Source organism: Rhizobium sp. Rhizsp82 (genome assembly GCF_047325115.1).
In the GTDB taxonomy this organism is placed as follows: domain Bacteria; phylum Pseudomonadota; class Alphaproteobacteria; order Rhizobiales; family Rhizobiaceae; genus Rhizobium.
In genome coordinates this window covers 93,906-118,743 of record NZ_CP168569.1, presented here as the reverse complement: position 1 = coordinate 118,743, position 24,838 = coordinate 93,906, and the positions used below count along the sequence as shown (strand labels likewise).

Sequence of the window (24,838 nt, the reverse complement as noted above, 5' to 3'; positions counted from 1 at the left end):
GTGGAACATTTGGCTTCAGTTCAGGTTCGGCGCCCATTCACGACTGCTAGTCCCATCGAGGAGGAGATCTCATGCCAAGCGATCCATCGAGCCCACGTGGCCCAAACGAGAACGGCGTTTCCAGTGCCGCCGCCGGTCACACGGCCACTTTTGAAGATCTCCAGGCCAAAATAGCGGATGACGTCACCGCGACGAAGGAAGCCGTCAAGCACGGCTCTGATACCGCAATGCAAAAAGTTCAGGAAACTGTTGCTGAACAGACGGGTTTTGCCGCCCGCCAAGTCACAGGGATAGCCACTGCCCTGCAGAAGGTTGGCGCCGAGCTCGAAAATGGTGAACAAGCTGAAGTGGGCCGCTACGCCAGGCAAATCGGCGCCAGCCTCCAAGCTATCGCCAAAGACATGGAAGGCAAGGACCTCGGCGCCCTTGCTGGGATGGCCGAGGACTTCGGTCGTAAGCAGCCACTGGCCTTCCTTGGCGCCGCCGCACTGGCTGGACTGACAGCCAGCCGCTTTCTCACGGCTTCGGCTAAGCGTAAAGCCCTGTCTGAAATGGACCCGACCGCTCGCAGTTCCGGGCGAAAGGCAGGGTCTCAGGATTTGACGGAGGGGTCTATCGATGGCTGAGCAGAATCAAAATGCGCCGCTCTCTGAATTGATCAGCGGTCTGATTGCAGATGTGTCCGGCTTGATGCGCAAGGAGATCGACCTTGCCAAGACCGAGGCATCAGAAAGAATTGCCTCGGCACTCGGGGGTATCGAGGTCATAGTGGTCGGCCTCGTACTCTCGATCGGCGCCGTCGGCGTTCTACTGAGTGCTCTGGTCAGCGGCCTGGCCCTCCTGTTCGTTCGCAACGGCATGGGCGACGCAGAATCGAACGCGCTTGCAGCGCTGATCGTCGGAGCGGTGATTGGCGTCGTCGCCTGGGTGCTTGTCTCCAGAGGGATCGCCGCTTTGCGATCCTCCAACCTGAAACTCGATCGCACAACAACGTCTCTTCGCCGCGATGTCGGCATCGTCAAGGAGAAGATCTAATGACCCCCTCGTCGGAAAAATCATCAGCAGACCTCCAGCAAGAAATCGATGAGGATCGGAAAAGGATCGAAACGCGCATTGAAGCGATCCAGGAGAAAATGTCGCCTGGCCAACTCGTTGACGAAGTTATTGCCTACGCCAAGTCCAGCGGCGGGGGTGAGTATGTCAGCAACCTCGGCAAGGCCCTCAAAGAAAACCCCTTACCCGTCGCGCTGATGGGGGTCAGTCTGGCATGGTTGATCGCCAAGCAGGCAGGGGCGCCGAGCGCCAAGGCATCCGCCGGTGACGAGCACTATCCGTTGTACCCTGCTCAGGGCGTCGTGCGGCGGGTGGGTCCTCCGGAAGACGTCGGTGGTGCTCGATACAGCCACTTCGCCGACGACGCCGGCCACCGGTTTAAAGCTTTGACCGATGATGCCGGTCGACGCGCCGGACACTTCGTTGATTCAAATGGCAGAATTTACAGAGGTTTCAGCGACGCCGCCGGCAGACAGATCACGCGCATCTTAGACGAGGCGGGTGCCGTGCTAGGCGCCGCGACGGGGTGGGCTTCCGACACCTGGAAACAAATCACGGATGCCGCGGACGGTATCGCGCACAAGACTAGTGATGCGACAGGCAACGCAGCGACGTCGGCCTCGACGGCGGCCGCAAGCCTGCATGATCAGTCAGCACGGATAAACGCAATGATCCTAAAGCAGTTTCGTGAGCAGCCGATCGTCGGCGGTGCTCTCGCCTTTGCCGTGGGCGCCGCAATAGGAGCGGCTATTCCGCCCACCGGTGCAGAAGACGATGTTCTGGGCGACGTGGCCGACAAGGTTAAGGAGAACGTTGCTGACCATGCTTCCGAGTTGCTTGATCAGAGCAAAGGATTGGCGTCGGATACCTACGATACCGCCGTTTCGGTAGCCTCAGACGTTCACGATGCCGTTAAAGAACGGATCGTTGGCGAAGTCGATCAATACGGGAGCGGTCGGCCGGCCACCTAAGACCTTGAGGAGCAGGCCGCAGCCGAGCTTCTGGTTTCAGCGCCACCTCCATAAGTTGCGACAGCAGCTTGCGCCTCAATTTGGCGCTCGCTGCCGGTCCCAGAGCGTTGATACGCAATAGCGTTGCAGGCCAGCGTCACCAGCACATGAAGTGGGAAACGCCGACCAAGCTCATGCTCATCGGCTCGGGCCACGGTGGAACGCGTCTCTCTCGAGCCGATCGGATTCTTCCGAGCCGGTCGCCGAGTATTCAGGTGTGATCGACACCTCACCCTTCTTCAATTAAACCGAATATGCTGACGGGCGTTTCAAGACCGCGCAACCGATGGGATCCCAGTGCTACAACCTCTGAAGAGCAATTTGCTAGTGATATGAACTCCGCAGAAAGCAACACTGATTGTTTGGTCTTCTTGGTGAATTCCTCCAGCCTCGATGCGATGTTGACCGCAGGTCCGATCGCAGTGAAATCCAGACGTTTCCGCGACCCTATGTTGCCATACATGACATCGCCGACATGTACCCCAATGCCGTAGCGCAGAGCGTCCTTACCGGTTTCCAAAAGTTGACCGTTCAGGGTTTCCATTCGCGACTGCCCCTCTTTGATCGCGTAGAGGAGATCGTCGCAGGCGTCCGGGTTGCTGAGCGGGAAAATAGCCAGAAGGCCATCTCCCATAAACTTCAATATCTCGCCACCGCGGGTCTCGATTGGGTCACAAATCGCGTCGAAGTAGCCGTTTAGAATTTCGATTATATCGTCACGGGGCCACAGATCTGACAAGGCCGTGAAGTCTCGCAGGTCGCAGATCATGATTGCGGCTTTGAAGGTCTTTCCACTGCCTCGCGTCGTAGCACCGGCTAGAATTTCAGCGCCTGCGTGAGCGCCTACGTATGTTTCGAGAAGCGTGCGGGCCATAGCATTCTTCATCCGGATCTCGCTTGCCAATGCCAGCGCAGGCAACAAGTCCTTCAGGTAATCCATCTCGTGCTGGAGGAACCCGAGCGGCCTCTTGGTGGCGAAGGTGACGACGTGGCACTTTCCGAGTGTATGTTTGATCGGCCACGCAACATAGTCGGTATATCCCTCGCGGTGGAGCTCTTCAAAAAGTGGGTACTTGGATATCTCGTCGGTACGCGCAACGAGATGTTGCCGTACTTCCAGAGCTCCGTTGTAAATTTCGGTGGCTGGTTTGCGGAGGAAAATCTCAGTGGTGTCGACGTTGTAGTCGAATGTATCGATCTCGGCTTCGACTGCACCGGATTGCCACAGTATCCGGGCACCCTGCCATTGCGGATGCTGAATTCTTAGGTGAAGAGACGATCTGGCGACTGATATACCGTCAGCCACGAGCCTCTCGCACATTTCCACCAGCAAGTTGTCAAGGAACCGCTGCGCGCTCGTGTCATACATCAACCAATCGAGGACCGCTCGACGCTTGTGGGGCCACGATCCACTGCGCGTGCGTGGAAGGTGTGAAACGGTATTGCTCATAGAGGTCCTCCTGCCCGCACATCCTAAGGGTGCCAAGCGCAATGGGGAAGGAGGTTTTGTCCATCAAGCTGTGGTTCCTCAGATTGTCGGCGCTTATCGCCCGAGGCTCAACCTGGCAATCTAGTTGCAGACCTGAACCCGTTCAGTATGATAACCGTAATCGTATCGGTCCTGCACCGTCCTGCGTTCGTACCAGCACTCCCGAGCCGGAGCCGCATAATATCGCGGTGCGCTGTTTTCTATCGAGCCAGCTATGATGCCCCCGATCAGACCACCTGCAAGCCCGCCTGCAATTGCGCCGCCATAGTCATTGTGATGTCTATGCCTGCGCCAATCCCGCCGCGGTCCGTCCCAGCCATCCCAACCGCGGTGATCCCGCCACCCGCGATTGTAGTAGTCCTGCGCGTCCGCGGCCGCGGGAGCCAGGGCGATCGGAGCGGCAAATGCAGCGACCACCGCAGCTAAAACAATCTTTTTGAACATTAGGTTACTCCGATTTTTGTGCCCCGCTCCTACCGCGGGCGTCGCCGGTTTGGATAAGAATTACGACGCGCGGCATGAATTCAAGCTGAATGACCCGTTTATCCATGTGTCAGCTTAGCACGTCCCGGACGCCAAACGGTGGCTGGCGGCCCACCGGTTGAGCACCTTGCCCCCGTTTGGTCGAGGTGCTAGTCGTCTCGCGCGACGCTCAAGAACACCTTCCTCAGTTGCTGTTCGCGCATTCGGTTCGGTCATCAAGCGGGTCCGCCGACATGCTCACGGCTCATCGCGCTGCCACCCCATAGACCGACACTGCTTCTCAGCCACGTATTGGGCGTCTGAGAGGCTTCTGTACTGACCTGGAAGATCATAACGGCGCCGCTGAAAAACGAAGAAGGCCTTCCCATCAATTCTGTTGTACGTGACCAACGGTGCGTCTTCTTCATTGCTCATGCAGGGCATCCCTCGTTTTTCGCGGGAGTAACCCGCGAACAGGGCGTCGGTTCCGTTCATCGCGGATGGTCGACGAAGCCGAGCGTGTCACGCCGATGCGGATCGCGACGCACCGCGGCCCCGCATGGCCGATGACGAGCACCTTATCGATGAACCGGGAAGAAAAACGGCGCGTGCCGCTTGAACGGACACGCGCCTAAAAATGAGGTGCACTCATGGGGGAATGCAGCCCGAAGATGGCAGCGGATGGTTAAGATCCGGTTAACGCGCCACACCGTGATGAGGGGTCCTGGCTTAGGCCCTGAACGGATGGATACATCCTTCCAGCGTTATCCATTTCGCAACCGGTTTCCGGCTCAGCCATGACAATGGTTCTGGCCTTGGCTGTGATGAAACGGCGACCCACGTGATTTAGATGACCCCCGCGCCCCAAGCGCGACCGACGAGGGTCATCAACTTTGCCTAAATTTCCTGACGCGATTGTGGACGCCGCAGCTTGCTTCCGAGCACCAGATCCGCCGTCCGCCTTTTGATGTATCGAGAAACAACCAACCGCAATTGTCGCCTTTGCACTCCTTCACCGATCGTCGGTTCGGTCGCGACACTAGCAGGTCGGCAGCGGAGCTCGAAAGCACATGCACGAGGTCGGCGGGCGTCTCGACCTTTGTTGTCCAAGCCCACCCGCCGGCAAGTTGCTCGAAGACTTGATGGCTTCGAGCAACGATCGCAGCCGCTTTGACGACATTTACATCACCTTCCGGGGCAATCGCGCCCCCGTCTTCTTCGAGAAAGACACGATAAAGGCTCTCACGGAGATCAATTCCCGTCGCCAGCGCCTTGGCAGCCGCCCCAGGGCTAGCCTCTGCCGCCTGCCTTAGAGTTGCAGCCGCAGCCCCAGAAATGAGATCCACCCTTTGACTGAAAGTGACAAGGTCGACGAACTTTGTCAGGAGATCCGGGCCCCACCGACCTCGGCGGCTGTCAACTGTATTGACAAAATCCAGGGCGGGGTGCCCGCCGCTCAAGCGCATGGTGCTTACTGATTTCGCCATAGGGAACCCGATGATGCTGCCGAAGTTGTAACGGTATAAATTGATTTTACGCGTTACACAATCGGGGTCCAAGCCATGTCAGGTTCAAACTACGGGAAATTTGCAGTCCTCTGCGCTGTCTGGGGTTTAACCTGGATCGCCGTCAAGTTCGGCGTCACGAGCTTGCCACCAATGCTTTTCGCAGCTTTGCGTTTCGTCGCTGCAGGAACTATCTTCTTGGGGATTGCGATGTGGCAGGGTCAGTCGATACGAGCGCTGGCTGTTGATTGGTGCGGGCTTATTATAGCCAGTCTGCTGATGATCACGCTGTGCTATGGCCCACTCTTCTGGGGAATGACAAAGATACCTTCAGGCACTGCCGCGGTGCTGGAAATGTCTTTGACACCGGTTTGCTTGTTCGTTTTCGGGGTGGCTTTGCGTCAGGAAACCTGGAGCTGGGCAGCAACGATCGGTCTCGCCGTCGGATCCCTCGGACTATATCTGCTCTTCGTCGGTGAAGCACAGGTGAGCTACGATAGGGGCGCCTGGCTTGGCATCCTTGCCGTCTGCTGGGCTGCGGCTTCGTCCGCATTGGGCTCGGTGCTCGCAAAACCGCTCATTGCAAGACACGGGAGCGCAGTTGTTGCGGGCTCGACAACATTCGTCGGCGGGCTGCTGCTTTCCGCCGGGGCCGTGATCTGCGGCGAAAACCCAAGCGCATTAGCATTAAGCAACTGGACTATGGGAGCGTTCGCAGGATGGCTTTTCCTGGTGATTTTTGGTTCGCTGGTCGGTTACAGACTGTACATGCAGCTCCTGAGGGACGCCGGACCGAGCCGAGCCGGTATGTTCGCCTTTGTTTCTCCCGTCATCGCCGTCGTTGTTGGCGCCCTCTTTGCGCAGGAAACGATTACAGTCGCGAACGTCATTGGCATAATGCTCATGCTGTTGTCGGCGGCAACGTGCCTGTGCGGTCCACGATCTTCGGAGAAGGCAACTCCGCGTCGATGAAGGGCGCCATTACGTCTACCGCGTATAGCTCAACGCCGTTTTCTGGCCGGCTTTGAAATCGGCGGCGGAACCGGCGAAGGCTTATCCTTGCCCAACTCAGGGGCTGAAGCAGCTGGATTTTCACCGGTCACCTCCGCCGCTACTTCCGCCTCTGTCGCTTCATGTTGATCTTCGGCTCGTTGCCAATGATCAAGATCAGCACCTTCCGGTCTTCCTTCGTCTTCCCAAATCTTGTAAGCCCGCTCGCGTCGCTTCTGGTCTTTGTCGTCCATGGAGCCGTCCTCCCGTTTTTCCTTTGCGCATAACCAACATGCGGCGTACAAGTTCCGCAGCTAGGATCCGGATTGACGGCACCTGCGGCTGCACCGCGCCCATTGCGGTTCTATTGAGCTCATCCAGGAGTGCGGGTTCGAGACGCAAGGATCGCCCGGAAAATGGACTTTCCGTCTGGTGTGACAAGGCCATCACAGTTTGGTGCCGACCCTAGCGTCGTGTGATAACGGACAGGCCGTGCAAAAGCGCCGGAAGGCGACAATCGCGCCTCTCGGCTGGAAAGGGTATCGACACCAATCGGCTAATAGCCGCATCTGAGAGTGGAAAGCCATGCAACCGGTGGAACCGCGGTAACTCATTCGGCCGCCGCCAAGAACGTGGGAGATCGTCCGCTATATCTCTCAGAGCCTACTTGCGACTCTCTCCAGCTCAACCGTCCCAGGTCGACGTCACACCTGGGGCGCTGCATCATCGATGGAGCGTTCAGCTGGCAAAGTTCATATATGAAGGCCGTTCATACCCGCGGTACAGTGCCAAATACATCCTCTTGCTGGCCAGTCGCGCACCCGCTTTCGGCTGCGAGGGTTTCATCGATTTCGATCTCTAATGTACATGACAGTCGACAAAGGTGGCAGATCAGCCTCGATCGACATTGGCCGGCCGTGAGCGGCAACGAACTGTACAGCAACGTCGCCTATATCGGTTCCCGAGCCTCCATATACGGTGTCGTCCGTATTGAGTATCTTGCGCCAAAGGCCATCGAGAGGCACGCCAATTCGATAGCCTTGGCGCGGGACGGGCGTGAAATTGGATACAATCACGCAGGCGGTGTCGCGGGTCTGATCGTAGCGGATCATCGCCAGGACGGAATTCTCAGCGTCGTCGGCGACCGCCCACTCGAACCCGTCCGGGTGCAGATCGCCATATTGCAGGCATGGAAAGTGAGCATAAACGCGATTAAGGTCTCTCACCAACCTCTGAAGACCACGATGACGAGGGTCGTCGAGAAGATCCCAGTCGAGCGAGGCGTCGTGATTCCATTCGTTCTTCTGGCCGATCTCACAACCCATAAATATCAGCTTCTTCCCTGGATGGCCCCACATGAAGCCGTACAGGGCTCTGAGATTGGCATGTTTTTGCCAGTCGTCACCTGGCATCTTACCCAGCATCGATCCCTTGCCGTGAACCACCTCATCGTGGGAAAACGGCAGGACAAACCGCTCAGTGTAAGCGTAGACCATCCCGAAGGTCATCGAGCCATGGTGATACTTGCGATAGACCGGATTGTCCGAAATGTAGTGAAGGGTGTCATGCATCCACCCCATGTTCCATTTCATGTCGAACCCCAGGCCGCCGTCAGCCGGCGAGGCTGTGACCTTCGGAAAGGCCGTCGATTCTTCGGCGATCATCAAGATATTCGGGTGGCGGTCGCGAACGACGCTGTTGAGGTGCTTGAAAAACTCTATGGCTTCCAGGTTCTCTCGCCCTCCGTACCGGTTCGGGATCCATTCACCCTCGGCTCGGCTGTAATCGCGGTAAAGCATCGAGGCAACGGCGTCGACCCGCAGACCATCGACATGGTACCTGTCAAGCCATTCAAGGGCGCTTGCGATCAGGAACCCTTTCACTTCGGACCGCCCGAGGTTGTAGATCAGCGTGTTCCAGTCCTTGTGATAGCCCTCTCTTGGATCCTCATGCTCGTAGAGCGCAGTTCCGTCGAAGCGCGCCAGACCCCAGACATCACTTGGGAAATGGGCCGGCACCCAGTCAAGGATGACGCCGATCCCGCTTTCGTGGCAGCGGTCGACGAAATATCCGAAGTCTTCCGGCGTTCCATACCGTCCCGTCGGGGCAAAAAGGCCCAGTGGCTGATATCCCCATGAACCCCCGAAAGGATATTCCATGATCGGCATAAGCTCCACATGCGTAAACCCCATCTCCTTGACATAGGGGATCAGCCGCTGGGACAGTTCGAACCAATCGAGCGAACGCCCGCCATCCGTCATGTCCCGAAGCCAGGATCCGGCATGGACTTCATAGATCGATATCGGACCGTCCAGAATGTCCCTCTGAGCCCGCCGTTCGAGCCATTCAGCATCCCGCCATTTCACCGGTTCGGTTGAGGCAACGATGGATGCAGTGGAAGGCGCGGCTTCCGAAGCCCGGGCCACTGGATCCGCCTTCTGAGCAAGCAGATTGCCCTGCCCGTCCAAAATTTCGAATTTGTAGCGGTCGCCAACCGTCAGATCTGGGATGAAGATTTCCCAGACACCTGCCTCACGCCGCAAGCGCATTGGGTGGCGCCGACCGTCCCAGCTGTTGAAATCTCCAACCACCGAGACCCGGCGCGCATTTGGCGCCCAGACCGCAAAACGCACACCCTGGATGCCGTCGACGGTGACCGGATTTGCACCGAGAGCCGACGAAAGTTGGTAGTGCGTTCCTTGCGAAATCAAATGCAGGTCGAGATCACCAAGCAGGGGGCCGAACCGATAGGGATCTTCCGTCTCCTGGGCGCCGTTTGGCCAGAGGATTCTCAGCTTATATCCTGCGTCACTTTGGACCGGGCCGAGGAACACACCGCCTGCATGCACCAGCGACGACCCTGCAAGCACAGCACCCGTTGCGCGGTCGACCAATTCGACGCCTAGAGCGCCAGGAACGAACGTGCGAACTGTAATTCGCCCGTCTTGCGACCGGTGGGGTCCCAGAAACGCGAAGGGATCGCCATGACGGCCCTCGACGATTGCGAGAAGTTCGCCGGGAGCCAAACTAGATGTGTCGACCGTCGACGGCTCCATCATGCCCGTTCTCCGTCAAGGCGTGACACGATTGCGCTGAAGCCGGCCAGGGGAATTGGCAGCCACTTCGGGCGATTGCGTGCCTCGTAGGCGATCTCATACGCTGCCTTCTCCAAAAGGAAGATGTCGAGAAGCGCACGTATGGTCTTCGGATCGCTCGGCAGATCTGGTGATGCAGACAACGCGTGGATATATTTCTGAAGAAAAAGCTCCTCAGCTGCTTTGCCAAAGCGGTTGACAAACAAGCGCCTGCGCTCGTCGTGATGGTCGGACACGGCATCATTTTCAAGAGTCGCCGTGGCAACGAGATAGTCAAGAGATCGCAAAAGACCGGCGGCGTCCCGCAAGGGGCTGGTCTTTGCACGCCGCTCAGCGAGATTGCGCGCCGGTTCGCCTTCGAAGTCGATGATGACGGCGTCACCTTCCGTCACGAGTATTTGACCTAGATGAAAATCCCCATGGGTGCGTGTCAGCACGGCGTCTGCCGCCCGTCCACACAATCTTGCAGCCAATTGAGATATCTGCTCCCTTTGCGCCAAGAGACTGCGAATATCCTTCTCGATCGCGCTGTCGGGCGTGTCCGCCAGCTCCTCCAACTTGGAGAAGGCGTAGGCGATCTCGCCGGTCACTGATCTTTCGATGCCAGCAACGTCAGCCTCATCCGCTTTCCGCGGCGCGAAAGATGGATCTTCACTTGGTCGCGCAAGCAGGACGTGAAGTTCACCCAGGCGCTGGCCGATCATAGCAACGAAGTTCAAAAGCGGCTGTAGCTCGTCGTCAGCGGCGTCAGGCTCCGCTTCGGTGGTTGCAACCTCATCTGCAACCCGACGCAGATTGGCGAGCATCCAGTTCCACGCATCGCCCTGGTTACGGATTGCGCCTTGTACGACGGCAAGTGTCCACCGCCGCCCGTCCGCGTCATTACGCGCGACTTCGCCGAGAAGTGGAGCGGTGTGTTCATATCCCTGCTCGGTAAGATAGCGCGTCATTTCAACTTCGGGATGAACGCCCTCGAAGACATGCCTTATAAGCTTGATCATGGCGATCTCGCCGACGATCAGAGAACTGTTCGACTGCTCCGCCGATAGCCATCGGATCTCCATTTCGGCGGTGATATCCAGCTGGTCCAAGTAATCGGTCCCGATGAAGTCTATCGTGCCGGAACGACCGGTCACGGTCGAGCGGTTCTTCAGGCTCTCGATCAAACCCCGCGCCATTGGCTCCACCGCAAAACCGTCGGTGAGAAATCCAACACGTCGTCCTTGACGAATGCGAGCCAAGGCAAGTTGCTGGCCCAGGATGTTCGTCGTGGTGTCATCCCATTCGATGGCGAGCGGGAGCTGATAAGTCTCAACGTGATCAGGCAGGATGGCCTCGAGCTCGCCCAGCACTATCCCATCAGCGAATGGGATCGGCGTCGCCGAAACAAGCCTTGCCGATTGAAGCGACTGATCCTTGGCACCAAACCACCGCCGTCTTGAAAGATATGCTGGAAGGATGTCGTTGCCGAGCGCCCTCTGATGCTGAGGTTCATCAACCAGCTCCGTGAGGCTTCGGCGAATGACGACCGTGTGAAAATCGGGCAACTGTTCCGGCGGAGCCGTGCGCCATGCCGGACCATCCGATTCAGCATTGAGCTGGAACCAGAAAAACCCATAGGGCGGCAACGTCAGAAGATAGGTAAGCTGGCCGATTGGCGGGAACGGTGACATGCCGGTCAGCTCGACAGGCACGCGGCCTTCGTAGGCGGAGAGGTCCAATTCAACGGCTTGAGGTACCCGCGATAGGTTTGCCACGCACAGGATAACCTCGTCTGCGTGCTCTCGGAGATAGGCCAGAATACGCCGGTTGTCAGGAGAAAGAAACCGAAGCGACCCTCTGCCAAATGCGGGGTGCCGGCCGCGCAGCGAAAGCATGCGCCGGGTCCAGTTTAACAGCGAGTGCGCGTCTGATGTTTGGGACTCGACGTTGAGCGCTTCATAGCCATACTGCGCGTCCGAAACGGGCGGAAGGACCAGGCGGGCGGGATTGGCCCTTGAGAAGCCGCCATTGCGGTCGGGCGACCACTGCATCGGGGTTCGAACGCCGTCGCGATCGCCAAGGTAGATGTTGTCGCCCATCCCGATCTCATCACCGTAGTAAAGAACCGGCGTACCCTGCATCGACAGCAGAAGCGCGTTCATCAGCTCAATACGCCGGCGATCGCGCTCCATCAACGGAGCCAGGCGACGGCGGATACCGAGATTTATGCGTGCTCGCCTGTCGGAGGCATATGTTTCCCAAAGATAATCGCGCTCGGCATCCGTCACCATTTCAAGCGTCAGCTCATCGTGGTTTCTCAGGAAAATCGCCCACTGACAGCTGTCGGGAATATCCGGCGTCTGACGCATGATGTCGGTAATCGGAAACCTGTCCTCCTTGGCGATCGCCATGTACATCCGGGGCATCAGCGGAAAATGAAATGCCATGTGGCACTCGTCCCCGTCTCCAAAATATTCCCGGGTATCTTCCGGCCACTGGTTGGCTTCCGCAAGCAGCATCACGCCGGGATGTGTCTCATCGAGCGCGGCGCGAATGCGCTTCAGGATCGCATGCGTTTCCGGCAAGTTCTCGTTGTTTGTTCCCTCGCGTTCTACCAAATAGGGGATCGCGTCCAGTCGGAAGCCGTCAATGCCAGTTTCCAGCCAGAAGCGCATCACCGACAGAAGTTCCTTCATCACCAAGGGGTTGTCGAAATTCAGATCAGGCTGGTGCGAATAAAAGCGATGCCAATAGTACGCTCCAGCCGTCGGATCCCACGTCCAGTTGGACTTCTCGGTGTCGATGAAGATGATACGGGTCTCAAGAAATTTCTGGTCTGTGTCGGACCAGACGTAGAAGTCGCGCTCCGGGCTTCCCGCGGGTGACTGGCGCGCACGTTGAAACCACGGGTGCTGATCGGACGTGTGGTTGATGACCAGCTCGATGATAACCCGAATATTGCGTTCGTGGGCGGCGGCTACGAATTTGCGAAAGTCTTCGATCGTGCCGTAGTCGGGACTGACGCTCCCATAGTCGGCGATGTCATAACCATCGTCGCGCCGTGGCGAAGGAAAGAAAGGCAGGAGCCAGATCGCGTTCACGCCAAGCGAAGCGATATGATCAAGCTTCTCGAATAGACCTTCAAAATCCCCAATTCCGTCACCGTTGGCGTCATAGAACGATTTGATGTGCAACTGGTAGATGATTGCATCTTTATACCACAGCGTGGCGTCGGCTGTCTCTGCCCGGCCTTCGCTTCTCGACACGTCTTCCATGTCAAATCTCTCCTGTTCTGACGCGCCAAATGGCGAAGGGCAAATGAATGGGATCAAGCCTGAGCGTCTGCCGCTTGCCTGTTAGCGAGAACCGCCGGGGGTTGACCAGGTCTTCCAAATCGAGCGTGCCGGCGTCATCCTTTCCAAAGTTCCAGAGCGGGATTTCGACGGTGCTTTCTTCGATGCCATGCGGATTGAGGCATATGCCGATCAGCAGGACGTTGTGGCGCCCAGGCGCGGCCTTTTCGAAGAACATCACATTCGGGTTGGACGAATTCAAAAGCGTCAGGCCGAGATGGGAATGGAGCGCGGGGTTATCACGGCGAAGCCTGTTCAGCATCGTTATTTCCGGCTTGATGTTCCCAGGCCGGTCGTAGTCCCAGGCGCGAATTTCGTATTTCTCGCTGTCGGCATATTCCTTGCGCTTGACATCGGGACGGCCCTCGCAAAGTTCGAACCCGTTATAGACCCCCCACAGGCCAGACAGTGTGGCAGCCAGTGCGGCACGGATCACGAATGCCGGCCGCGGCGCATTCTGGAGAAAGTCTGGATTGATGTCGTGCGTGTTGACAAAGAAGTGGGGCCGAAAGAATTCCTTGGCTTGGCTCTGCGTTATCTCGAGCATGTACTGCTCAAGCTCCCACTTGCTGTTGCGCCAAGTGAAGTAGGTGTAGGACTGAGAAAATCCGACTTTGGCGAGACGGTACATCACCTTCGGCCGCGTGAACGCTTCGGACAGAAAGACGACCTCCGGGTGGCGGGCGCGTATATCGCCGATCAGCCATTCCCAGAACGGAAAAGGTTTGGTGTGGGGATTATCCACCCGGAAGAGCTTGACGCCCTCGTCCACCCAAAGCTGGACGATATCGCGCAATTCTTCCCAAAGCGCTGGCACGGCATCCTGAGAGTAGAAGTCGACATTGACAATGTCCTCGTATTTCTTAGGCGGATTTTCCGCGTATCGGATCGTTCCGTCCGGTCTCCACTCGAACCAGCCAGGGTGCTCGGTCAGCCAAGGGTGATCAGGAGAAGCCTGGATTGCGAGATCGAGTGCCAGTTCCAGCCCTTCGTTACGCATTGCTTCAACAAGACGCCGAAACGCGTCAATCCCGCCCAGTTCCGGATGGATTGCGTCGTGACCGCCATCCGGCGAACCGATCGCATAGGGGCTGCCTGGATCACCAGGGCCCGCCACCAAGCTGTTGTTTCGGCCTTTACGATTGGTGGTGCCAATTGGATGGATCGGTGGGAAATACAAAACGTCGAAGCCCATCTCGCGGATCGCCGGCAGTCGGGCAACAACGTCGTCGAAGGTTCCGTGACGATGAGGATCTCCACTTTGTGACCGAGGAAAGACCTGATACCAGCTTGAGAACGCGGCCTCCGCGCGCTCTGAATCGACGCTATAGGTGCCCGTCCGAGTTCGGAATGGTCGCTCGTCAGCCTGCGACATCAGTACCGAGAGATGAGGTGACAAGAGCAGCCGGGTCTTTTCGGCCGCGTCGCTGCGCTCTATCGCTTCCAGCAGTTCCACAAGTTTATCATGAAGGCCGGGGTCGGCATTGCCCGCGGTTCTCTCGGCCGCGCGTCGTACCAGCGCTGCCCCCTCGGTCAGTTCAAGGCTGAGGTCAAGCCGGGCTTCGGCTTTTTTCGAGAGCTCGTAGCGGAATATAGCAAACGGGTTCTTCCAAGCCTCGATGCAGTAGTGATAGCGGCCGATCCTTTCGAGGGAAAAGGCACCGGCCCAACGATCATTGCTGTCGGAACTAAGCGGCACCTCATGCCACTCCGCTTCATCTATTGCCCGGTACAATATCGCCGCCTCCAAGCGGTCGTGCCCGTCGGCAAATATATCGGCCGTTACGGCAACCCTGTCCCCGACGACGCGTTTGACAGGGAAACGCCCAAGGTCGACCGACGGCTCGATATTTTCAATCGCGATACGTCCGGACGGGTCAGTTGCCGTCCCTGGTGACGTCAGGCTTTGTGTTGCGATCACGGCGCCCGCCGCGACAGCGACCTTTCTAACCTCTCCGGGAGCAAGTCGGTTCGACCGGAGATGCGGCTCAGAAACAAGGAAGGGTGCGGCAGCACGCGAAATGATGTCGTCTGGACAAGCACACGGCCGGCGCAGGTCCCGGTTAACCACAAGCAGACGCTTTCGCTCCGCAACACGTGGGTCTTGTGCGTCAGTTAGGGTCATGACGATCACCTGCGCCGCGGCCTCATATGCCGTCGGCGTCAGCGCATCTTTAGCAGCAATAGCCGCGTTGGCTTCACGGACCGCTGCCGAAAGATCGAAAGCACCATTCGACCGAATCATGCGCAGGTCTTGACCTGAACCGCGGGTGGCGTCCAGTGGCAGGACCGCGCCAAACTCGAAGCCCATAGGAATGAGCATTCCATCGCCAAGCTCGGCCGAAAGTCGCAGCGCCCGGATCGACTTCCGCTCGCGGATCTCCCGGCTCTCGGTCCCATGGGCGAGCCGCCTTGCGAACGGAGCTTCGGGAAAGGCGATCTGCAGCCCAAGTGCTCGCTGCAGACGCAGCTCCTCGAAAAGCCACGCTTCCTGCAAGTCCCACCAGGCAAGCGATGAAAATGTGCCATCAAAGCCCAGGCCGGCGAGCCGTCGGCGAAATGAGAAGTCGGTCCCCGGGGTGTAGACCAGCCGTAAAGGATCCGCACCGCCCATCTCAGCCACTGCCAATCGCCTCAGATCAGCCTCGCCCAGGGCGTCAAGCCCCAGATAACGGAATCCTGAGACTCCAAGGGTGGTTAATTTGCGCAACAGTTCACCGAAACGGTCGATGTCGCCGCCGGCTGCGCCGTTTCGCGCGGGCGCGGATGGTGAAGGACGGGGATCGAGCGCATCACTTTCACCAGTGGTTTCTGCCTGCCCTGCCGGAAGCACGACGTCGATCATGAAGTCCATCCCTTGCGATTTCGCTCTTTCGCACAGGAATGCGACACCCTCTTCCAATGGACGCTGGAGCCCGAAGGCGGGATCTATGGAACTGGCATCGAATGCTTTAAAAATGCTGGCGTCCTGGAAGTGGCGCCGAAAGATCGGCGCGGACATGACCGTGTCGAAATTCAAAGATGCGGCGTGATCGAAGATCTCCAGCCAACGTCTTTCCGTTGGCAAATCGAGAGGATTGACATAATAGATGCGGGGCCTTGAGATCTTCGAGCGACGCGCAGGCATCATCTGTATTTCTCCACGCACGGGCAGGTCGAGCCGCAGGTTCTTTACGCAGGAGCGATAGAAACTTTCGGACCTGGCCGTTGTTCCCGACAATCTGCGGTTTGTGATTGACGAGCAAACGGGGCAGCAGGCCCCGCGGCTAACCCCGGAAATCGATCGAGCAACTTGCTCGGCGGCCGGTTGCCGAGTCCTCGGGATTGCGATCGTTATCGGCCGTTATCGGCCAAGTTTCAGCCCGCCCTTCGCCGAGGCGGTTCGGCGGACGGCGCATAGCGCGCCGGCGAGGTCACGCGCTCCCGCCGCTTCCTAGATCAGCGCGCTGCATACGACGTTAGTCAGGGTTTGCCGCCCCGGCACCCCGTCCCGCCAAGCATCAAGACGTGGCAAGCCGCGTCGCGCCTTGCAATGCCATGGGTCAGGACTTTAAAGCTTCGCGTGCTGCCTTCAGCCGCTCGGTCTTTCGCCGGCGCGCCTCCGCTTCGGCTTCGATCGTTGATATTGCTATGACATGGGTCTCTTCCGCACGAGACCGGCGCTCGGTCATAGTCATCGATTTACGGCGGCGTGATAGCGGTCGTTCTTCGTTTTTGCTCATACCTGCTAATTGCGTCGTGAAGCGCTCAAGGCAACACTACCGTCCGAAAACGTACACGATTGGCAACCACACCCGTTGTCACTCGCGTACGTTCATCGCCACCGTCCAAACAGGATCGGACCTGCAACAGGCCCGGTCTAGCCTATTGCTTGGAGGGCTCGCGCTTTGCAAATATACCGCGGGCAGCACTCACCATCGCGTCAAGGTGTTGAGGATCGTGCACGCCTTGCCGATAAAGCTGCACCAGGATCGAAGCGATCCGCTCGCCTTCTTCCGATCGACGGTCAACGCCGGCCTTGGCCGCGACGGCATCGAAGACACGTTGACAGGCCTCCAAGTCGCCGACGTAAAAGCCGTCGTGCTTATCAATTTGAAACGCTTCCATAGCCATTGCAGACGGCGCATGCTACGCCGCCCGCTCCCCTGTGTTGAAATCAAGCGACCTGCTTGTCGCCTTCGATCTGAAGCGGAGCCGAAGCCTCGCTGTCACCGCCGATCGAGATCTTGCGCGGCTTCATAGCTTCGGGGATTTCCCGTTTGAGATCGATGGAAAGCAGCCCGTTTTTCAGGCAAGCGTTCTCGACGCTAACATGATCTGCAAGTTCGAACCGACGCTCGAAGCTGCGCGCCGCAATGCCCCGATGCAGGTACTCAGCCTTGCTGTCATCGGCCTTTCCACCCTTGACGACGAGAAGGTTGCGCTCCTGCGTAATGTCGAGATCGCCATCCTCGAACCCGGCGACAGCCATCACGATCTTATACTCATTGTCGCCGTTCTTGATGATGTCGTAAGGCGGCCACGCGTCGACTGCCTGGAGACGCTGTGAATTATTGAGCAGCGAAAATACCCGATCGAAGCCGATGCTGGACCGATAGAGTGGCCCGAAGTCGAATTCTGTTCTCATGACCAAAACCTCTTAAAAGCGAGTTGGAAGCGGAACGCTGAGAAAGGGCGTTCCCTGTTCTCCGGCCCCCATCTGGGCTACCGGCGTGCGCAAATCTGGTTTTTTCGATTTTTGTTTTCAAGACAGCCGAACAAAATTTTTTGCACACTCCTGGAGCGACGTTTGCATATGCGATCGCCGGGCTTCACGCGAAAAGAGGCGGAGGTTCAAAAACGTTCAGCGGCGCGCATCGCTCCTTAGCGAAACGGGTGAACGAGCCGTGGAACCATTTCCATATCCTGATGTTAGACGGCGTCACCAACAGGATCAAACTTTCATGCGCGCAGTTTTATTGACTTTGGCCGCCCTCCTCGCCGGCTCGCCGTGCTACGCAATTTCGAGACTAAGCCCATTGTCCATGACCTGTGAGCAGGCCCGAGAGGCAGTCCACTCACAGGGAGCAGTCATCTTCCGATGGAAGTCGCCGCGCGGTCTGCCGCTCTATGACCGCTTTGTGCGCAATAGTCGGTTCTGCGAGGCCAACGAATACGCTGAGTGGAAGAGCATACCGACCAGAGACAACAGGAGCTGCCGGGTACTGAATTGCCAGAACATCGACAACCTGGATGGCACCTTTATTGTTCCCGATCACTCCCTTTAGACTGAGCGCCATTTTAACCGAAGGGAGGCGCGGGATTGGAGGACGAAATGAGAGACCATTGCGTTGTAGGCCTCCAGGCCGTCTCAGCGGGAAAGCCGTTTGCTTGAGCCCTCGTGTGATCTGCCTTGGCAGGCTAGGCAAATGCGCTTCTAGGCGTCGAGGACGCAGGCCCGACAGCCTAAGTCACGTCTTGGAATAAAACGTTGCCGATTGTGTGTTTGTCAGGGAACTTGTCTCAGAAATCAGCGTTCGATCCAGTTGCTTGAGGAGTGGGACATGCAGCCGGCTGACTTTCGAATGGCTTTTCTTGAGACGCTTCAGGAGCTCTCTGACCTTGCGGGCGACGATCCCGTGGATGGCCGGGCCGCTTGGAGCGTTGATTACCTCACCAGGCGCAAGACGTGGTTCAGCTTTTCCGGCACCAGCCGTGCGGGTATGCTTTCTGCCAGAGGACGAGCGCTTGACACGATCAGCGGCGCAATGATCGATGACGAAGCTATTATGATGACGTTCCGGCTTCTGGATTTTACGCACAATCAGCTTATTTCGGCTTATATGGGGAAGAAGCGCCTTGCCACGCAGATTGCAGGGGATCTTTCCAGCGGTTTCATTCGCGCCCCCGAATTCGTGAGTGTCCAGATCGACCACGAAGTTAGCACGTGCCCAGACACGATCCACCGCTCTTCGACGCGTTTCATCTTTGTAGGCTTTGAGCGAATGGATGACGCAGACGATGTCGGCTCGGGGAAGGGCCTGGCCGGATCCAGAGACAGCATTTCCCCTCACTGGTATCGCAATCGGATACGTTTCCCTGAAAAGCAAGGCGTCCGCTTCACGCCAAAAAGGGCGGCCTGAGTGGCGCTTGCAGTGATCGTCCGTCGGAAAGATGCTCCAGTTAAACGGGCTTTGAGGGCTTGGACAACTCAAGCTCAATCATGTTGCGCAAGCGTCCGCGGAAACGAGGGACAAACCGCATGCTCTTTTCGTCAGGGCGGGTTGCCAAAGCCATACCCGTGGACGGAAAACGCCACTTCAGACGCATACCGGTACCGCGACCCGTTCCAAGCCGTTCAACTCAAGAGATATTGCGACGTCGCGTACAAAATCTGCCGAAGCCAGGTCGGCCAGGGTGAGAACGGGGTCGGTGACTGGAACCGGCGGTGGTCTTCGGAGTTTAAAGGGCGCCTTTCAAACGACGGCGCTCTCGAGTCGTCATGCCAGGCGGGCGATCCAGAGCCTATACAACAGCCGGAAAGATCTATGAGCGTACCAACAGCAACCTATCGCATTCAGTTCCGCAACGGCATGACGTTCGATCGTGCTGCCGAACAGGTGCCCTATTTGAAGCGTCTTGGGATCAGCCATCTCTACGCCTCACCCATCTTCACCGCGACATCCGGCTCCAGCCATGGCTACGATGTCACGGATGCCAATGAAATCGATCCGGCGATCGGTGGTCGGATCGGGTTCGACCGAATGGTGAGAAGCTTAAAGGGAGCCGGCCTCGGTCTCATCCTCGATATCGTACCGAACCATATGGCGGCATCGCTAGAGAATGCGTGGTGGCGCGACGTCGTCGAACACGGTGCAGCCAGCCGCTACGCCGGGCACTTCGATATCGACTGGTCGCGCAAACTCACGCTTCCCTTTCTGGGAGGCTCATTCGATGAGGCGCTGCATGCAGGCGAGATCACGATTGAGCGAGATCCGAAAACTGGAAACCCTGCGTTCGCTTTTTACGAAGCGTTCTATCCCCTGGCGCCCGAGACCTATTCCGGTCGCAAGGACGAGATCCTGAGCCTCTCCGACAAGACCGAGATCAAGAGACTGCACGATCTTCAGCCTTACCGATTGATGTCGTGGCGTGATGCTCCACGAGATTTGTCCTATCGCCGGTTTTTCGAGATCACTGGCCTGGCCGGTGTTCGCGTTGAGGACGCTACAGTTTTTGCAGACACCCATCGTCTTATCCTTGACCTCGTCCGTTCTGGTGCCGTGGATGGTCTGCGTATCGACCATGTCGACGGCCTTGCCGACCCAAAGAGCTATCTTGAGCGACTGCGTGAACAAACCGGGCCAGCGTGTTACATCACTGTCGAAAAAATCCTCGGGGAAGGCGAGATGCTTCCTCCAGACTGGCCGGTCTCCGGAACGACGGGCTACGAGTTCATCGCAGCTCTGAGCGATGTTTTCGTGGACAACGACAAGATGGAGGTTCTAAGGGGCGCCTACCAGAAGCTTGTCGGCCCCCTCGACATGAAAGAAGAACTGCGTTCGGCTAAAACGCTGATGGTAGACAATAACTTTGCGGGGGAGTTTGCTGTACTGATACAACTCGCTCGCCGGATCGGGGAGACGGATGATAGCCTCGCCTTGCCGGAAGAAACGCTTGCAGAAGCCCTGCGCGAATTGCTGATCTGCTTCCCCGTGTACCGCACCTATGGCACGGGCGCAGGGTTGCCGGGGGAAGACAGACGCAGGCTAGCGTCAGTCATGGCGACGGTCCAAAACGCCACCAATGGCCCCGATGCCCGGGCGCTCGCTACCCTCGAGCGCATCCTTCTCGGTGAGGTCGATCACACTGTTGGTGAGCTCGCTTCGACATTCCGAACGCGCGTCCAGCAGCTGACTGGTCCGCTGATGGCAAAGTCTGTCGAGGACACGCTCTTCTTTCGCCAGGGCGCGCTACTCGCGCTGAACGAGGTTGGAGCAGACCCCCTTCCCCGCACCTATCGGCTGGATCGATTTCACGAGGAGATGAAGTCTCGCCTTTTGCGCCAGCCCGATGCACTTTCCGCATCGTCCACACATGATACCAAGCGCGGAGAAGACGCTCGCGCACGACTCTACGCGCTCACCGAGGCGCCGGAGGCCTGGAGCCGCGGCGTTGATCGTTGGCGGGAGATGAATAGAACGCTCGTTCAGAAGCTCGACGACGGTCTTGCCCCCGAGCCTTCCGTCGAGTGGATGCTTTACCAGGCACTTGCCGGCGTGTGGCCAGCAGATCTGGAGCACGAAGATTCCGCTTCGTTGGGTGCCATCGAAGATCGCTTCGTTGCCTACACGGAAAAAGCCTTGCGCGAAGCAAAACTTCGTACGACGTGGAGTGAGATTGACGAGGCCTATGAGAGCGCCGTCATCGCCTATGTGCGCCGCCTACTGTCACCAGACAACCGTGCTTTCCTTGACGATTTCACCAAGACTCTTCGTCCCTTCGTTCGTTCGGGCCTTGTGAATAGTATTACCCAGGCGATCATCAAGCTGACTGCTCCCGGCGTACCGGATATCTATCAGGGAAGCGAAGGCCTCGACTTCAGTCTCGTCGATCCCGACAACCGGAGGGAGCCGGACTTCGAGACCCTCCAGAGGCACCTACTGGGAGCTGGAGATGAGGTCTGGGCCGAGGATAATGGGCGACTGAAGCAGCATGTCATCACCACTCTTCTGCATGTGCGTCAGCAAGTTCCGACGCTCTTTCGCCGGGGAGATTACCTGCCACTCATAGCTTCCGGTCCTCGAGCAACTAATGTTCTCGCTTATGCTCGCGCTGATCAGACAGATGTCGTTGTAGTCGTTACGCCCCGCTTGTGGCTCGGCGTTGACGACCTGAGCGCTCCCATTCCATGGGCCGGAACGCGCATAGCCCTTCCGGCGGCCTTTCAAGATCGTTCATTCATCGATCTGTTGACGGGGCGACTTGTTCATGTGCACGATGAGCTTCAACTCGAAGCGTTCACGAAGCCTTTCGTGGTTCTCAAGTCCACCTGATGCAGGCATCGCTCAGTCGCCCGTGACCGTCTGTGCGGAGCTTGTGAATAGTGTTGCGCCATTGCGGCAACCAGATGGTTACGGCTGGTCGCAATCGAGGGCGGCCAGCAGGGGCGATGCAGACGGAGGGTCAGGTTGGCAGTCCAAAGCACCGTAGCGCCAAAATATCGTCCAGCGTGACACTGGATCCAAACATCAGATAAGACCAGACCGGTCGAGTGGCGAAGACGAGCGCAGCGCCAAAAGCGACCCAGATCACTGCCGCTCGGAGCTCACGAAATACCTCAGCCATGCCGCCGGATCCAGATAAAGGCTCCCGCGGCGACCATCGTTCCGCCCGCTGCGAGAAAGCCGAGATCCCAGAGCAGCCAATAGCCGCGAGCGACCGTTTCGTTGACGTGGTGGAGCCCCAGAATCTGATGGTCGACGATCCCCTCGACAAGATTGAAGCCCCCAAACCCGATAAGCATCAGAGCCGCGAGCTCCGCCGTCGACCAGCGGAAGTGACTAAGCCTGCTCGACCTCCAAAGAATGAATAGCCCGGCAAGGACCAGAACGTAGGTTGCCGAATGAAAAACCCCATCCCACAGGGTGTTGAGCTCGAGATTTTCGATTGTGTTGATCGGATACCAGGAGCTTAGCATGTGATGCCACTGAAGCAATTGATGCAGCACGATTCCGTCAAAAAAGCCCCCGAGCCCAATTCCAAGCAGCAAGCCCGCAGATAGCGGGACGCCACTTCTGACGTTGCGTCTGATTATTGTCATGCGAGAACTTTCGCTGCGGCTGCAGCCTCTACAAACGCGCTTCGCGCGAGCGCGGGGCTACCGTGCTGAGACACTGCATTCATGCAGTGGCGCTTGGCAGCGAGATATTCAGAGTTATTCCCGGTAGGCCATCGGTGGAGCAGTGCAGAAAGCGCTGCATCAGGCCCACCGATCCGTTCGCGCATCCCGGTGCCTATTCTTATAAAGACCGGTGACGGCCAGATAACGTGAAAGTCGACGTCGATAACATTTTCCATTGAGGGCCTCCTGCTTCCCATAACAATAAGCGTATCGCAGGGTTCCACTGGCCTTGGCTGTGTGCGCTAGCGAACCTTCGCTGGGCGTCTGGAACTTCTAGCCGAGGCTGTGGTTGTGACCCGCTCTGCCCCGGCAGGGCAAGTTCAACATTTTCGGTGGGCTACACCCACCCTCGCCCGGAGGCTTCACGATGAAAAGACTGGCTCTCAGCCTAGTTGTCTGCCTGATCACGCTTCCAGTACGCGCCGGCGACGGGGAGGGCGCGAAGCAGGATTTCGCGCAAAAAGCCGCGGTGTCGAACATATTCGAGATCGAGGCCGCGAAAATCGAAATCTCCCAAGGGCGAGCGGTCGCCGCTAAGCAATTCGCTCAGGATATGCTGCGGGACCATGGCCGCGCCGCAGGGTTGCTATCAGCGGCTGCCAGAAACGATGGCGTCACCGTTTCACAGTCGCTCGATGCCCAACATCAGCAGAAGATCGACGCTCTTAAAAACAGCGATCCCGCAAATCTCGACCAAGCTTACCTGTCGACACAGGTAACCGCGCATCAGCAGGCATACGAGCTGTTTGTGGCCTATGCGAAAGAGGGTCCGGATGGCCCATTGAAAAACGCGGCTGTGAAGATGTTACCCGACCTCCACATGCACCTGACCCGTGTCCAGGGCATTTCTAACAAATAGCCGACAGCCTATCGCCCACGCCGCTGCCAAAATCGCTCGCAATAGGATGGCTATGCCAATCTTCTGCGGAAACGATAATGTGAACGTCGCTTCTGTCGCCGGGGCAAACGCCTTCTATTTTAGCCGCCGTGGCCAGCCTTCAGCTTGCTAGCGCAACCTCTGCACTCGTCGCACTCGGAGCCGCCTTGGCTATCGCCCGTCCTAAAGAAAAGATCGCTCTTCTTCTCGACATCGAAGACATCGCCTTGAACAAAGCCCGCTGACGATTGGAGATCAGCTTCGTTCATCACTCGTACGCCAGTTCCCCCTTTCAACATTGCCACATCGATAGGGCCGCCCACATTTCATCTGTAAATCCCCGGGACGCGGGAACTCTTGCACTCTGGGAATGTTCGGGCCCCGTCGCCCGGCACGTCCTCACTTGCAAAGCCTTCTGTCTCCTGGTCGTGTTGGGCGACACCTGTCCAATAGTCTGAGCAAGCGCCAAAAAAAGCGGAACAACATCACCGCACGCAGGTTAAATTTGCGAGGCATCTGGGCCTCTTCAAACAATGGAGACTATGTCATGGCAAATCAGGGCGGCTCGCACGAGCAGCACGTAAAGGCAGGCCAGCAGAGCCACAAGAATTCTGGCTCGAAGCAGGCTTCTTCGAGCAAGACTTCTGAGGCTTCTTCTTCTGCCAAAAGCGCCTCCTCTGGCAAGCAGGGCGGCTCGCACGAGCAGCACGTCAAGGCTGGCCAGCAGAGCCATAAGAACAGTCACTGATACAGCTTGTTCTACGACGAGGAGGCCGCCACGGCGGCCTCTTTCTTTTTTCATGCTCGCCTTTTGCGCCATCCTTCCACCTGACAGTTGCGCAAGTCGCCAGCTATGAAGCCCGTTCCTACCCGCGAGTTTCGGCTGCTGAATTTGCGCTCTCAACGACCGATCGTCTATTCGGCGTTCTCGATGTGGAAAGATGCGCCGCGACGAATTTCCTTGCAGGGTCACCCGATCGCAGGTCCGATGGTCATGGTGTGAACACAGCAGTCGTTGAGTGACCGCCGCTATACTCCGCCCAGGCAGAAAAGTTCTCACTGATCAAACCATAGGTCAAAGCTTCCGACGGAATCTCGTGCGTCTAGTCGCTGGAACCGCATATCGAGCAAACCGTGAC

General features: G+C 57.8%; 20 protein-coding genes. 9 read left to right on the top strand and 11 right to left on the bottom strand.

Going from position 1 to position 24,838, the window contains the following annotated elements:
* The first annotated feature begins 71 nt into the window (after nucleotides 1-71).
* From ACEN84_RS00605 to ACEN84_RS00595, 3 genes are read left to right on the top strand one after another with little or no spacing between them, the layout of a single operon-like run.
* Nucleotides 72-626: a nutrient deprivation-induced protein gene (locus tag ACEN84_RS00605; RefSeq protein ID WP_413708865.1), complete on the top strand. Its 555-nt coding sequence runs from the start codon at nucleotides 72-74 to the stop codon at nucleotides 624-626.
* Entirely contained in the window at nucleotides 619-1,035 is a 417-nt protein-coding gene (locus ACEN84_RS00600) for a phage holin family protein (RefSeq protein WP_413708864.1), read from the top strand. Before ACEN84_RS00605 ends, ACEN84_RS00600 begins: the two co-directional genes overlap by 8 nt.
* Nucleotides 1,035-2,024 (top strand): DUF3618 domain-containing protein, encoded by a 990-nt coding sequence (locus ACEN84_RS00595; RefSeq protein WP_413708863.1) that lies wholly within the window; start codon nucleotides 1,035-1,037, stop codon nucleotides 2,022-2,024. The genes ACEN84_RS00600 and ACEN84_RS00595 overlap by 1 nt, the downstream gene beginning before the upstream one ends.
* A gap of 268 nt (nucleotides 2,025-2,292) precedes the next feature.
* On the opposite strand, the gene ACEN84_RS00590 is transcribed toward ACEN84_RS00595, so the two are convergent.
* The 3 genes from ACEN84_RS00590 to ACEN84_RS00580 all read right to left on the bottom strand — a co-directional run bounded on the left by ACEN84_RS00590 (nucleotide 2,293) and on the right by ACEN84_RS00580 (nucleotide 5,501).
* Nucleotides 2,293-3,513, bottom strand: a complete 1,221-nt coding sequence (locus ACEN84_RS00590; protein ID WP_413708862.1) for an adenylate/guanylate cyclase domain-containing protein — start codon at nucleotides 3,511-3,513, stop codon at nucleotides 2,293-2,295.
* 120 nt (nucleotides 3,514-3,633) lie between these two features.
* Entirely contained in the window at nucleotides 3,634-3,996 is a 363-nt protein-coding gene (locus ACEN84_RS00585) for a hypothetical protein (protein ID WP_112715795.1), read from the bottom strand.
* Nucleotides 3,997-4,901: 905 nt separating this feature from the next.
* Nucleotides 4,902-5,501: a CGNR zinc finger domain-containing protein gene (locus tag ACEN84_RS00580; protein WP_413708861.1), complete on the bottom strand. Its 600-nt coding sequence runs from the start codon at nucleotides 5,499-5,501 to the stop codon at nucleotides 4,902-4,904.
* 75 nt (nucleotides 5,502-5,576) lie between these two features.
* Here ACEN84_RS00580 and ACEN84_RS00575 point away from each other — a divergent pair, with 75 nt between their 5' ends.
* Nucleotides 5,577-6,491, top strand: a complete 915-nt coding sequence (locus ACEN84_RS00575; RefSeq protein ID WP_413708860.1) for a DMT family transporter — start codon at nucleotides 5,577-5,579, stop codon at nucleotides 6,489-6,491.
* A 29-nt stretch (nucleotides 6,492-6,520) separates the two neighbouring features.
* Here ACEN84_RS00575 and ACEN84_RS00570 read toward each other — a convergent pair whose 3' ends face one another.
* From ACEN84_RS00570 to ACEN84_RS00545, 6 genes are all read right to left on the bottom strand, one after another.
* Entirely contained in the window at nucleotides 6,521-6,763 is a 243-nt protein-coding gene (locus ACEN84_RS00570) for a DUF2934 domain-containing protein (RefSeq protein ID WP_112715789.1), read from the bottom strand.
* A 588-nt stretch (nucleotides 6,764-7,351) separates the two neighbouring features.
* On the bottom strand, nucleotides 7,352-9,568 hold the full coding sequence (gene glgB, locus ACEN84_RS00565) for a 1,4-alpha-glucan branching protein GlgB (RefSeq protein ID WP_413708859.1): 2,217 nt from the start codon (nucleotides 9,566-9,568) through the stop codon (nucleotides 7,352-7,354).
* Nucleotides 9,565-12,861 (bottom strand): maltose alpha-D-glucosyltransferase, encoded by a 3,297-nt coding sequence (treS, locus tag ACEN84_RS00560; protein ID WP_413708858.1) that lies wholly within the window; start codon nucleotides 12,859-12,861, stop codon nucleotides 9,565-9,567. Before treS ends, glgB begins: the two co-directional genes overlap by 4 nt.
* Nucleotide 12,862: 1 nt before the next feature.
* Nucleotides 12,863-16,069 (bottom strand): alpha-1,4-glucan--maltose-1-phosphate maltosyltransferase, encoded by a 3,207-nt coding sequence (locus ACEN84_RS00555; protein ID WP_413708857.1) that lies wholly within the window; start codon nucleotides 16,067-16,069, stop codon nucleotides 12,863-12,865.
* A gap of 734 nt (nucleotides 16,070-16,803) precedes the next feature.
* Nucleotides 16,804-17,052, bottom strand: coding sequence for a hypothetical protein (locus ACEN84_RS00550; RefSeq protein ID WP_413708856.1), 249 nt, complete (start codon nucleotides 17,050-17,052; stop codon nucleotides 16,804-16,806).
* Nucleotides 17,053-17,095: 43 nt separating this feature from the next.
* Nucleotides 17,096-17,566, bottom strand: coding sequence for an Hsp20 family protein (locus tag ACEN84_RS00545; RefSeq protein WP_148194629.1), 471 nt, complete (start codon nucleotides 17,564-17,566; stop codon nucleotides 17,096-17,098).
* A 316-nt stretch (nucleotides 17,567-17,882) separates the two neighbouring features.
* On the opposite strand from ACEN84_RS00545, the gene ACEN84_RS00540 reads away from it, so the two are divergent.
* The 3 genes from ACEN84_RS00540 (at nucleotide 17,883) to treY (ending at nucleotide 21,974) form a co-directional block, all read left to right on the top strand.
* On the top strand, nucleotides 17,883-18,206 hold the full coding sequence (locus tag ACEN84_RS00540; RefSeq protein ID WP_112715777.1) for a hypothetical protein: 324 nt from the start codon (nucleotides 17,883-17,885) through the stop codon (nucleotides 18,204-18,206).
* A 276-nt stretch (nucleotides 18,207-18,482) separates the two neighbouring features.
* The gene (locus tag ACEN84_RS00535; RefSeq protein ID WP_112715775.1) at nucleotides 18,483-19,061 is read left to right on the top strand and encodes a hypothetical protein; all 579 of its coding nucleotides are present in this window, start codon (nucleotides 18,483-18,485) and stop codon (nucleotides 19,059-19,061) included.
* Nucleotides 19,062-19,466: 405 nt separating this feature from the next.
* Complete coding sequence (gene treY, locus ACEN84_RS00530; protein ID WP_413708855.1) at nucleotides 19,467-21,974, top strand: malto-oligosyltrehalose synthase; 2,508 nt, start codon at nucleotides 19,467-19,469, stop codon at nucleotides 21,972-21,974.
* 284 nt (nucleotides 21,975-22,258) lie between these two features.
* On the opposite strand, the gene ACEN84_RS00525 is transcribed toward treY, so the two are convergent.
* Entirely contained in the window at nucleotides 22,259-22,741 is a 483-nt protein-coding gene (locus tag ACEN84_RS00525; RefSeq protein ID WP_413708854.1) for a DUF2243 domain-containing protein, read from the bottom strand.
* A complete protein-coding gene (locus ACEN84_RS00520; RefSeq protein WP_413709010.1) occupies nucleotides 22,738-22,926 on the bottom strand; it encodes a DUF982 domain-containing protein in 189 nt (62 codons plus the stop codon). Before ACEN84_RS00520 ends, ACEN84_RS00525 begins: the two co-directional genes overlap by 4 nt.
* Before the next feature lie 263 nt (nucleotides 22,927-23,189).
* Here ACEN84_RS00520 and ACEN84_RS00515 point away from each other — a divergent pair, with 263 nt between their 5' ends.
* Together ACEN84_RS00515 and ACEN84_RS00510 are read left to right on the top strand one after the other, a co-directional pair.
* The gene (locus tag ACEN84_RS00515) at nucleotides 23,190-23,681 is read left to right on the top strand and encodes a DUF4142 domain-containing protein (RefSeq protein ID WP_413708853.1); all 492 of its coding nucleotides are present in this window, start codon (nucleotides 23,190-23,192) and stop codon (nucleotides 23,679-23,681) included.
* A 565-nt stretch (nucleotides 23,682-24,246) separates the two neighbouring features.
* Nucleotides 24,247-24,447: a hypothetical protein gene (locus ACEN84_RS00510; protein WP_130279568.1), complete on the top strand. Its 201-nt coding sequence runs from the start codon at nucleotides 24,247-24,249 to the stop codon at nucleotides 24,445-24,447.
* The last annotated feature ends 391 nt before the right edge of the window (nucleotides 24,448-24,838 follow it).

Coding starts and splice junctions, on each gene's coding strand:
- ACEN84_RS00605 (WP_413708865.1), top strand. CDS start 72: ATGCCAAGCGATCCATCGAGCCCACGTGGCCCAAACGAGAACGGCGTT.
- ACEN84_RS00600 (WP_413708864.1), top strand. CDS start 619: ATGGCTGAGCAGAATCAAAATGCGCCGCTCTCTGAATTGATCAGCGGT.
- ACEN84_RS00595 (WP_413708863.1), top strand. CDS start 1,035: ATGACCCCCTCGTCGGAAAAATCATCAGCAGACCTCCAGCAAGAAATC.
- ACEN84_RS00590 (WP_413708862.1), bottom strand. CDS start 3,513: ATGAGCAATACCGTTTCACACCTTCCACGCACGCGCAGTGGATCGTGG.
- ACEN84_RS00585 (WP_112715795.1), bottom strand. CDS start 3,996: ATGTTCAAAAAGATTGTTTTAGCTGCGGTGGTCGCTGCATTTGCCGCT.
- ACEN84_RS00580 (WP_413708861.1), bottom strand. CDS start 5,501: ATGGCGAAATCAGTAAGCACCATGCGCTTGAGCGGCGGGCACCCCGCC.
- ACEN84_RS00575 (WP_413708860.1), top strand. CDS start 5,577: ATGTCAGGTTCAAACTACGGGAAATTTGCAGTCCTCTGCGCTGTCTGG.
- ACEN84_RS00570 (WP_112715789.1), bottom strand. CDS start 6,763: ATGGACGACAAAGACCAGAAGCGACGCGAGCGGGCTTACAAGATTTGG.
- glgB (WP_413708859.1), bottom strand. CDS start 9,568: ATGATGGAGCCGTCGACGGTCGACACATCTAGTTTGGCTCCCGGCGAA.
- treS (WP_413708858.1), bottom strand. CDS start 12,861: ATGGAAGACGTGTCGAGAAGCGAAGGCCGGGCAGAGACAGCCGACGCC.
- ACEN84_RS00555 (WP_413708857.1), bottom strand. CDS start 16,069: ATGATGCCTGCGCGTCGCTCGAAGATCTCAAGGCCCCGCATCTATTAT.
- ACEN84_RS00550 (WP_413708856.1), bottom strand. CDS start 17,052: ATGGCTATGGAAGCGTTTCAAATTGATAAGCACGACGGCTTTTACGTC.
- ACEN84_RS00545 (WP_148194629.1), bottom strand. CDS start 17,566: ATGAGAACAGAATTCGACTTCGGGCCACTCTATCGGTCCAGCATCGGC.
- ACEN84_RS00540 (WP_112715777.1), top strand. CDS start 17,883: ATGCGCGCAGTTTTATTGACTTTGGCCGCCCTCCTCGCCGGCTCGCCG.
- ACEN84_RS00535 (WP_112715775.1), top strand. CDS start 18,483: ATGCAGCCGGCTGACTTTCGAATGGCTTTTCTTGAGACGCTTCAGGAG.
- treY (WP_413708855.1), top strand. CDS start 19,467: ATGAGCGTACCAACAGCAACCTATCGCATTCAGTTCCGCAACGGCATG.
- ACEN84_RS00525 (WP_413708854.1), bottom strand. CDS start 22,741: ATGACAATAATCAGACGCAACGTCAGAAGTGGCGTCCCGCTATCTGCG.
- ACEN84_RS00520 (WP_413709010.1), bottom strand. CDS start 22,926: ATGCGCGAACGGATCGGTGGGCCTGATGCAGCGCTTTCTGCACTGCTC.
- ACEN84_RS00515 (WP_413708853.1), top strand. CDS start 23,190: ATGAAAAGACTGGCTCTCAGCCTAGTTGTCTGCCTGATCACGCTTCCA.
- ACEN84_RS00510 (WP_130279568.1), top strand. CDS start 24,247: ATGGCAAATCAGGGCGGCTCGCACGAGCAGCACGTAAAGGCAGGCCAG.